This is a genomic window from Kitasatospora sp. NPDC007106, from assembly GCF_040634455.1.
GTDB lineage: Bacteria > Actinomycetota > Actinomycetes > Streptomycetales > Streptomycetaceae > Kitasatospora > Kitasatospora arboriphila.
This window is the reverse complement of sequence record NZ_JBEYFP010000223.1, coordinates 1-8,897: the sequence shown is the minus strand read 5'-3', so window position 1 is coordinate 8,897 and position 8,897 is coordinate 1. Positions and strand designations below refer to the sequence as shown.

Sequence of the window (8,897 nt, the reverse complement as noted above, 5' to 3'; positions counted from 1 at the left end):
GCCGCGGCGGCGTTCGCCGCGGCCTGGCCGCCCGCTGCCGCAGGCGCCGTCCGCGCCGAGACCGCGGTGGACGAGCGGCTCTACCGGCTGGCCGGGCTGGAGGGGCCCTCACCGGTGCCCGCCGGCACCGCGCGGCCCGCCGGGCCCGCCGACCGGGAGCAGCTCGTCGAGTGGAGCGCCGCCTTCCTCGCCGAGATCGGCGAGAGCAACCCGGTCGACCACGGCGCCTACGTGGACGGCAGGCTCGCCGAGGGCGGCCTGCACGTGTGGGAGGACGGCGGCCGCCCGGTCTCCTTCGCCGGCGCCAGCCCGGTGATCGCCGGGATGTCCCGGATCGGCCCGGTCTTCACCCCCGTCGCCCTGCGCGGCCGCGGCTACGCCAGCGGGGTCGTCGCCGCCGCCTCGGCGCACGCCCTGGCGGCCGGCGCCGCCGAGGTGCTGCTCTACACCGACCTCGCCAACCCGGTCAGCAACTCGATCTACCAGAAGCTCGGCTACCGGCCGGTGGCCGACCACGTGACCTTCGACTTCGCGGCCGGCTGACGGGCGGTCAGTCCCAGTCCCAGCCGATGCCGAGCAGGCCGGGCGGCAGGCCGGTCGCCACCAGGTGCACGCTGTGGTGCCCGTCCAGGGTCAGCTCCTCCGACTCGTGGGGCCGCTCGCCCGGCGCCCGGACGGCGAAGCGGTGGCAGCGGACGGGCAGCGCGGCCGGGTCGAAGGTGACCTGGAGGACGTACTGGCCGGCACCGGCGTTGAAGCCGCGGACGTACTCGCAGCTCGGCGTCGGGGTCGGCGCGTCGTCGAAGCCGTAGCCGAGCAGGTGGGTGTCGCCGGTGCGCAGCCTGCGGTCCAGCAGCAGTTCGGCGACCAGCAGGCCGTGCTCCGGGTCGCGCCGGATCCGGCCCGGCCGGCAGTTCTCCTCGGCGCGCAGCACCACCCGCCCCGGGTCCGCGCCGGGATCGCCCTGGTGGATGGCGAGGTAGCGGTCGACGCCGTCGCGGTGGGCGCGCAGCGCGTGCTGGGAGTCCCGCCGGGCCAGCCGCCGGCGGGCGTCGATCCGGATCCGCTCGACGTGCACCACCGTGTGCAGCCCGGAGTCCTGCGGGCCGGAGACCGCGGCGATCAGCCCGTCCACGGCGCTGCGCGGCCGGATCAGGGCGCGGTACGGCAGGGTGGCCGGCGCGGCCGGCCCGGCCGGGGCCCGGCGGGGGCCGAGCAGCCGGGTCAGCGAGTGCTCCGGCAGGTCGAGCACCTCCTCCAGCACCGCCACGGCCCGCAGCGACTCCGGGCGTTCGGGCCGCCGCCTGCCCTGCTGCCAGTAACTGAGGCTGGTCACGCCGACCCGGACACCGCGCCGGGCGAGGCGCTCCTGCACCCGCTGCAGGGCCAGGCCGCGCGCGGCGATGGCGGTGCGCAGGGCGAGCGGGAACGGGCCGGTGCGGAGCACGGCCGCGAGATCCGGCGGGACGGTCGGCTGCATGGCCACCTCCGGGGCTGGGGTGAATATTCACACCCCGTGCCCGCCGTGTCATCAGGTACGGACGTGGCGGGCGGGCCGCGTTCACATCCGGAGGGCGGGCGTTCACACCGCGGACGGCGCGGCCCGGCCGCGCGTTGACCGGCGCCGGACGGCGCCCGATGCTCTTCGCACCGCGTCCGGACGCGCACCCCCACACCTCTTCCTACGCCCCACCGCAGGAGGAACCCCCATGCCGTCAACTCCCGTGCCGCCGGCACCGGGACGCCTGCGCCGTGCGGTCGCCGCACTCGCGCTGGGCGTCCTGGCCCCGGCCCTCACCGCGGCCGCCGCCTCCCCGGCGCAGGCCGCCCCCGTCCGGACCCCCGTTCCCGCACCCGCAGCCCCGGCGCCCGCCGCCGGGCTGTCGGCGGCCCGCACCCTCGGCATCACCATGCAGCAACAGCAGCAGTCCAACTGGTGCTGGGCCGCGAGCGGCAACACCATCGCGACCTACTACGGCTACGGCTACAGCCAGAACCAGTTCTGCAACCTGGCCTTCGGCCGCGCCGTCGACTCCGCCTGCCCGAACGGCCAGGCCACCCTGGGCGACGTCCAGAACGCCCTGTGGCGGATCGGCATCAACCCCGGCCGCTACGTGAGCGGCACCCTCTCCTACGCCACCGTCCAGGGCGAGATCGACGCCGGGCGGCCGGTGGAGACCCGCATCCAGTGGTCCTCCGGCGGCGGCCACATGCACGTCCTCTACGGCTACGACGCCGCCGGCAGCTGGGTCTACTGGGGCGACCCCTGGCCGTCCAACCACCGCTACAACTGGGCGGACTACCGCTACTACACCGGCAACAGCAGCTTCGGCTGGACCCACTCCCTGTACCGGATCGGCGCGTGAGGAGCCAGCCATGACCGGATACCCGAGACACCTCACCGCGCTCGTCCTCGCCGGCTGCCTCGGCCTCGCCGCGGCGCCGCTCGCCGCGGCCGCGGACGCCGCCGCCCCGGCCCCGATCGCCCCGGCGGAGCTGGCCGCCGCCCGGTCCGCGGCCGCTGCCCCGGCCGCACTCGACCGGGTGGCCCTGTTCTTCGCCCGGGAGGGGCGCCCGGCCGGCGCGGCCGGACTCCCCGCGGCGGCCGAGGCGAAGGCCGCGACCGCCGCCGCACCCCGGCTGACCGGGGACGCGGTCGCCGTCTACGGCCTCAACGAGGGCTTCGTCGCGGGCGTCGCCGGCGCCCCGGTGGCCCGCGTGGAGTTCGTCGCCGGCCGGGCGGTCGCCGCGGACGGGCGGACCGCCTCGGTCTGGACGATCCGCGACAGCGGCGGCTGGCGGGTGGTGAACATCGCCTCCGGCGGCGACGAGACCGACTACCCGGCGCAGGCCGCGGCCACCGGTGGCGGCACCGCCTTCCGGGAGCCGCAGATCGACGCCTGGTACGTGCTGCGCGGCGGCCGGGTGCTGCCGCTCGACGAGGACGCCCGGCGTTCGGTCGGCGCGGGCGGCACCACCCTCGCCGAGTACCGGAAGCTGGTGCAGCAGCGGTACGGCGGCCGGCTGCCGGGCTCGTCCTACGACCGGGCGGGCGCGGGCGGCGGCTGGGCGGACACCGCCGTGGCCGCCGGGCCGGGACGGCCGTCCGGGCGCGGACCGGCGGTGGCGGCGGGCGCAGCGCTCGCGGTCACCGTGCTGACGGGGGCGGGGCTGGCCGTCCGCAGGCGCGGCGCCCGGCGGTAGCCGGCCCGAGGGTGCGTCCCCAGGGCGGCCCGACCGGTCCTCGACCGGCCGGGCCGCCCGTCGGCGTGTCCGGGTGTCCGGGTGTCCGCCGGCTCGGGTGCCCGCCGCGCCGGGTGCCGGCCGTGCGGGCGTTCCGTGTGCGTGCCGCCCTTGTCGGCGGCCGTCGTGCGGATGTTTCGGAGGAGGAGCGTCCGGTCGGCACGAGGTGTTGCCGCAGTGTTGATCCGGAGTTCGCCTCCGGAGGTGCTGAGCATGTCACCGTAGGCGGGGAGGAGTATCTGACGATCTGTCACCTGGCGGGAGGCGAGGCGATGGCGCTGCGGAGTGCACGGTTCTGGGGTGCGGTGGTGGTGGTGTCGGCCGCGCTCGCCGTCGTCGTGGGCTACCTGGCCGGCGGGCCGCGGACGGTCTGGATGGTGGCCGCGGTGGAGACGCTGCTGGTGATGGCGCACGTCGGCCGGAGGTTCCGCGCGAAGGCGCACCCCCGGCCGACCGGCGAAGGGCCCGGCGCGGCGCACTGCGAGCGCTGCCGCCGGGCCCAGGAGCGTCTGGAGCTGCGGCCGTCCTCAGCCGGCCGCGCTGTACGCGACCAGTGAGACGCCGACGTACTGGACGATGAACGCGCCGAGGGTGAAGGCGTGGAAGACCTCGTGGAAGCCGAACCAGCGGGGTGAGGGGTTCGGCCGCTTCAGGCCGTAGACCACGCCGCCGAGGCTGTAGAGGCCGCCGCCGACGATCATCAGGGTGAGCACCGCGGCGCCGCCGGTGTGCAGGAAGTCCGGCAGGAAGAAGGCCGCGGCCCAGCCGAGCGCCAGGTAGACCGGGGTGTAGAGCCAGCGCGGCGCGCCGACCCAGAACACCCGGAAGGCGATGCCGAGCAGCGCTCCACCCCACACCGCCCAGAGCAGCAGCTGCTGCCGGGCGCCGTCCAGCAGCAGGATGGTGAACGGGGTGTAGGTGCCCGCGATGATCAGGAAGATGTTGGCGTGGTCGAGCCGGCGCAGGATCGCCTCGCCGCGCGGGCCCCAGGTGAAGCGGTGGTAGACCGCGCTCACCCCGAACAGCATCCAGGCGGTCACCGAGTAGATCGCGCACGCCGCCGTGGCGGCCGTCGAGTCGGCCAGGCAGATCAGGACGATCCCGGCCGCCACCGAGGCGGGGAACATGCCGGCGTGGAGCCAGCCGCGCCACTTGGGCTTCAGGGCTTCGCCGGCGGCGGCGAGGTCCACAGTGAGGTCCGCAGCAGTCATGCGCAGCATCTTACGGAACCGTAGGTTACTGCCAAGTAGTCAGTGGCGATCATCACTTTTGGACATTCTGGAGTGTTATCCACGTCTCAGTGCCGGTCCCGGTGCGGCCGAATCCGACCCCCGGTGCCCATTCTCTTGGACATTTCGTAGTAAGGATGTCGGAACGTACTACGAAGTGCACCAAACCGGGGTGGTGTCCGGGGCTACCGTGTAACCACCCTCAAACCCCCGCGATGCCGTCTCCTGGCCGAGATGGTGTGAAACGGAGCGAACGTGTCGCCTCTGAAGTCTGCGCTCGCCGAGTCCGCGCCCACCCGCCACCAGCAGCTGCTGGACTGGGTCGCCGAGATCGCCGAGCTGACCCAGCCCGCCCGCATCGAATGGTGCGACGGATCGGAGGAGGAGTACCACCGCCTCGCCGAGCTGCTGGTCGCCCAGGGCACCTTCAAGAAGCTCGACGACGAGAAGCGTCCCAACTCCTTCTACGCCGCCTCCGACCCGACCGACGTCGCCCGCGTCGAGGACCGCACGTACATCTGCTCCGAGAAGGAGCAGGACGCCGGTCCGACCAACAACTGGAAGGCCCCCGCCGAGATGCGGGAGGTCTTCGCGGGCGAGAACGGCCTCTTCCGCGGCTCGATGAAGGGCCGCACGATGTACGTCGTGCCCTTCTCCATGGGCCCGGTCGGCTCCCCGCTGGCCGCGTACGGCGTCGAGATCACCGACTCCGCCTACGTCGCCGTCTCCATGCGCGTGATGACCCGCATGGGCAAGGCCGTGATCGACCAGCTCGGCGAGGACGGCGAGTTCGTCAAGGCCGTGCACACCGTCGGCGCCCCGCTCGCCGAGGGCGAGGCCGACGTGGCCTGGCCGTGCAACTCCACCAAGTACATCTCGCACTTCCCGGAGACCCGCGAGATCTGGTCCTTCGGCTCCGGCTACGGCGGCAACGCCCTGCTCGGCAAGAAGTGCTACGCGCTGCGCATCGCCTCCACCATGGCCCGCGACGAGGGCTGGCTGGCCGAGCACATGCTCGTCCTGAAGCTCACCCCGCCGGCCGGCCCCACGGGCAAGGCGGAGCCGAAGTACATCGCGGCGGCCTTCCCGTCCGCCTGCGGCAAGACCAACCTCGCCATGCTCCAGCCCACCATCCCGGGCTGGAAGGTCGAGACGATCGGCGACGACATCGCCTGGATGCGCTTCGGCGCCGACGGCCGCCTCTACGCCATCAACCCCGAGGCCGGCTTCTTCGGCGTCGCCCCCGGCACCGGCGTGGACACCAACGCCAACGCCATCGACACCCTCTGGGGCAACACCGTCTTCACCAACGTCGCGCTCACCGACGACGGCGACGTGTGGTGGGAGGGCCTCACCGAGCAGCCCCCGGCGCACCTGACCGACTGGCGCGGCAACGACTGGACCCCGGAGTCCGGCACCCCCGCCGCCCACCCGAACGCCCGGTTCGCCGTCCCGGCCGCGCAGTGCCCGACGATCGCCCCCGAGTGGGAGGACCAGGCCGGCGTCCCGATCTCGGCCATCCTCTTCGGCGGCCGCCGCGCCACCGCCGTCCCGCTGGTCACCGAGTCCTTCGACTGGCAGCACGGCGTCTTCCTCGGCGCCAACATCGCCTCCGAGAAGACCGCCGCTCAGGAGGGCACCGTCGGCGAGCTGCGCCGCGACCCGTTCGCGATGCTGCCGTTCTGCGGCTACAACATGGGTGACTACTTCGCCCACTGGCTGAAGATCGGCGCCGAGGCCGACGCCTCGAAGCTCCCGAAGATCTACTACGTCAACTGGTTCCGCAAGAACAGCGACGGCAAGTTCATCTGGCCGGGCTTCGGCGAGAACAGCCGCGTGCTCAAGTGGATCGTGGAGCGCCTGGAGGGCACCGGCAAGGGCGTCGAGACCGCGATCGGCGTGCTGCCCGAGGTCGAGGGCTTCGACCTCACCGGCCTCGACATCCCGCAGTCCGACCTCGACCTGCTGTTCTCCGTGGACGCCGACATCTGGCGCCAGGAGGCCGCGCTGGTCCCGTCCCACCTGGAGATGTTCGGCGAGCACACGCCGAGCGAGCTCTGGGACGAGTACCGCGCGCTGGTGAAGCGCCTGGGCTGACGCCCGGGTTTGAGGGAGCGCCGCCCCTCCTCCTCACCGGGGGGCGGCGCTGCTCGAACGCTTCGCTCTGACGGGCAGGGCACAAGGGGCGCGGGGAACCGCGCAACACGGGATCGGTACACCTCTCGGGTGCGGGCACTTGTGCTCGGCCCGTCCCTCGAGGTGGTCCGATCCCTCGTTGCGCGGTTCCCCGCGCCCCTGTGGTTCGCCCCGGGCTACGGCTGGGCGTAGCCGCTCAGGAACTCGCCGATGCGGGTGACGGCGTCGGCGATGTCCTCCGGGCGGGGCAGGGTGACCAGCCGGAAGTGGTCCGGGTCGGGCCAGTTGAAGCCGGTGCCCTGGACGACCAGGATGCGCTGGGACCGCAGCAGGTCCAGCACCATCTGCGCGTCGTCCTTGATCTTGTACACCTGCGGGTCCAGCCGCGGGAACGCGTACAGCGCGCCCTTCGGCTTCACGCAGCTGATGCCCGGGATCTCGTTCAGCAGCCGGTACGCGGTGTCCCGGGACTCCAGCAGCCGGCCGCCCGGCAGCACCAGGTCCTTGATCGACTGTCGGCCGCCGAGCGCCGCGGCCACCGCGTGCTGCGCCGGCATGTTGGCGCACAGCCGCATCGAGGCGAGCACGGTGAGCCCCTCGATGTAGCTGGCGGCCCGGTGCCGGTCGCCGGAGAGCACCATCCAGCCGGAGCGGAAGCCCGCGACCCGGTAGGACTTGGACATGCCGTTGAAGGTGACGCAGAAGAGGTCCGGCGCGAGCGTGGCCAGCGGCACGTGCTCGGCGTCGTCGTAGAGGATCTTGTCGTAGATCTCGTCCGCGTAGACCACCAGCCTGTTCCGGCGGGCGATCTCGATGATCCCCTCCAGCACCTCGCGCGGGTAGACCGCACCGGTGGGGTTGTTCGGGTTGATCACCACGATGGCCCGCGTCCGGTCGGTGACCTTGGCCTCGATGTCGGCGAGGTCCGGGTACCACTCGGACTGCTCGTCGCAGCGGTAGTGCACGGCGGTGCCGCCGGCCAGCGAGACGGACGCCGTCCACAGCGGGTAGTCCGGGGCGGGGACGAGCACCTCGTCGCCGTCGTCGAGCAGCGCGGTCATCGCCAGCTGGATCAGCTCGGAGACGCCGTTGCCGAGGAAGACGTCCTCGACCGAGAGGCCGTGCAGGCCGCGCTCCTCGTAGTGCATCACGACGGCCCGGCGGGCGGAGAGCAGGCCCTTGGAGTCGCCGTAGCCGTGCGCGGAGGAGAGGTTCTTCAGGATGTCCTGCAGGATCTCCGGCGGCGCCTCGAAGCCGAAGGCGGCGGGATTGCCGGTGTTCAGCTTGAGGATGCGATGGCCCTGGTCCTCCAGCCGCATCGCCTCGTCGAGCACCGGGCCACGGATGTCGTAGCAGACATTGGCGAGCTTGCTGGACTGGATGACCTGCATGCCTGCCTACTTTACGGCGCCGTTACGGGGATCATCACGTGTTCCACGCCACAGACCGCACCGGCTGCGCGAGGATCGCGCCAGGATCGGGAGGACCGACGAGGGGGCGGGATGATCGGGCCATGGGCCGGTGCGCTGCTCGGGCTGGCCGCCGCGCCGCTGCTGCGCGCCGTCGCGGTGCGCCACGCGGTGCCGTACGGGGAGCCGTTGCGGCAGTGCTGTCCGGCGGGCAGGTGGGGGAGGTGGCCGACCGGCCGCTGTGCGGGCTGCGGCGAGGCGGCGGCCGGGCCGCGGCCGGGCGCGGTGGAGGCGGTGGCGGTCGCCGTCGGGGCCGCGCTGGGCACGGCTGCGGACGCCGGCAGCGCCCCGCTGTTCTGCTGGGTGGGCCTGTTCGGGGTGGTGCTCGGCTTCGTCGACGCGGCGGTGCTGCGGCTGCCGGACGCACTGACCCTGCCGCTGTTCGCCGGGACGGCGGTGCTGCTGCCGCTCGCCGACCACCGGCCGGCGGTGCTGCTGCGCTGCCTGCTGGCGGCCGCCGCGCTCGGCCTGCTGTACGGCGGGCTCGCCCTGCTGCTGCCGATCGGCCTCGGCGACGCCAAGCTGGCGCCGAGCCTCGGCGCGGTGCTCGGCCTGTACGGCTGGGGCGCGGTGGCCGGCGGGGTCTTCGCCGCCTTCCTGCTCGGCGGGGTCTGGGGGGCCGTCCTGCTGCTGACCCGGCGGGCCGGCCGCGGGGACGCCCTGCCGTTCGGGCCGCCGCTGCTGGCCGGGGCCCTGCTCGCGGTGCTGGCCGCGGCCTGACGGCCCGTCCGCGTCCGGCGCGCCGGGCCGGGCCCGGACATGGGCGGAGCCCGCCGTACCCCAGCAGTACGGCGGGCTCCTGAGCGACGCGCCGGCCCCC

At 73.8% G+C, this 8,897-nt stretch carries 9 protein-coding genes; 6 read left to right on the top strand and 3 right to left on the bottom strand.

Features of this window, described 5'->3' with window-relative positions:
- Positions 1–543: GNAT family N-acetyltransferase (locus ABZ641_RS18585; protein WP_359983089.1), on the top strand; the 543-nt coding region annotated here is incomplete at its 5' end.
- A 7-nt stretch (positions 544–550) separates the two neighbouring features.
- Here the strand turns inward: ABZ641_RS18585 and ABZ641_RS18580 are convergent.
- Positions 551–1,480 carry a hypothetical protein gene (locus tag ABZ641_RS18580; protein WP_359983086.1) on the bottom strand — a complete coding sequence of 310 codons (930 nt, stop codon included), beginning with the start codon at positions 1,478–1,480 and terminating at the stop codon, positions 551–553.
- A 229-nt stretch (positions 1,481–1,709) separates the two neighbouring features.
- Between ABZ641_RS18580 and ABZ641_RS18575 the strand changes: the two genes are divergently transcribed.
- The 3 genes from ABZ641_RS18575 (at position 1,710) to ABZ641_RS18565 (ending at position 3,800) form a co-directional block, all read left to right on the top strand.
- Positions 1,710–2,366: a papain-like cysteine protease family protein gene (locus tag ABZ641_RS18575; protein ID WP_344625807.1), complete on the top strand. Its 657-nt coding sequence runs from the start codon at positions 1,710–1,712 to the stop codon at positions 2,364–2,366.
- 10 nt (positions 2,367–2,376) lie between these two features.
- Positions 2,377–3,204 (top strand): hypothetical protein, encoded by an 828-nt coding sequence (locus ABZ641_RS18570; protein WP_359983083.1) that lies wholly within the window; start codon positions 2,377–2,379, stop codon positions 3,202–3,204.
- 311 nt (positions 3,205–3,515) lie between these two features.
- The gene (locus ABZ641_RS18565) at positions 3,516–3,800 is read left to right on the top strand and encodes a hypothetical protein (RefSeq protein WP_359983080.1); all 285 of its coding nucleotides are present in this window, start codon (positions 3,516–3,518) and stop codon (positions 3,798–3,800) included.
- Here the strand turns inward: ABZ641_RS18565 and ABZ641_RS18560 are convergent.
- A complete protein-coding gene (locus ABZ641_RS18560; RefSeq protein WP_344625810.1) occupies positions 3,771–4,454 on the bottom strand; it encodes a hemolysin III family protein in 684 nt (227 codons plus the stop codon). The genes ABZ641_RS18565 and ABZ641_RS18560 overlap by 30 nt on opposite strands.
- 273 nt (positions 4,455–4,727) lie before the next feature.
- On the opposite strand from ABZ641_RS18560, the gene ABZ641_RS18555 reads away from it, so the two are divergent.
- Positions 4,728–6,569 carry a phosphoenolpyruvate carboxykinase (GTP) gene (locus tag ABZ641_RS18555; RefSeq protein ID WP_359983077.1) on the top strand — a complete coding sequence of 614 codons (1,842 nt, stop codon included), beginning with the start codon at positions 4,728–4,730 and terminating at the stop codon, positions 6,567–6,569.
- A 215-nt stretch (positions 6,570–6,784) separates the two neighbouring features.
- On the opposite strand, the gene ABZ641_RS18550 is transcribed toward ABZ641_RS18555, so the two are convergent.
- Positions 6,785–7,999 carry a pyridoxal phosphate-dependent aminotransferase gene (locus ABZ641_RS18550; RefSeq protein WP_344625812.1) on the bottom strand — a complete coding sequence of 405 codons (1,215 nt, stop codon included), beginning with the start codon at positions 7,997–7,999 and terminating at the stop codon, positions 6,785–6,787.
- A 111-nt stretch (positions 8,000–8,110) separates the two neighbouring features.
- Between ABZ641_RS18550 and ABZ641_RS18545 the strand changes: the two genes are divergently transcribed.
- The gene (locus ABZ641_RS18545) at positions 8,111–8,797 is read left to right on the top strand and encodes a prepilin peptidase (RefSeq protein WP_344625813.1); all 687 of its coding nucleotides are present in this window, start codon (positions 8,111–8,113) and stop codon (positions 8,795–8,797) included.
- The last annotated feature ends 100 nt before the right edge of the window (positions 8,798–8,897 follow it).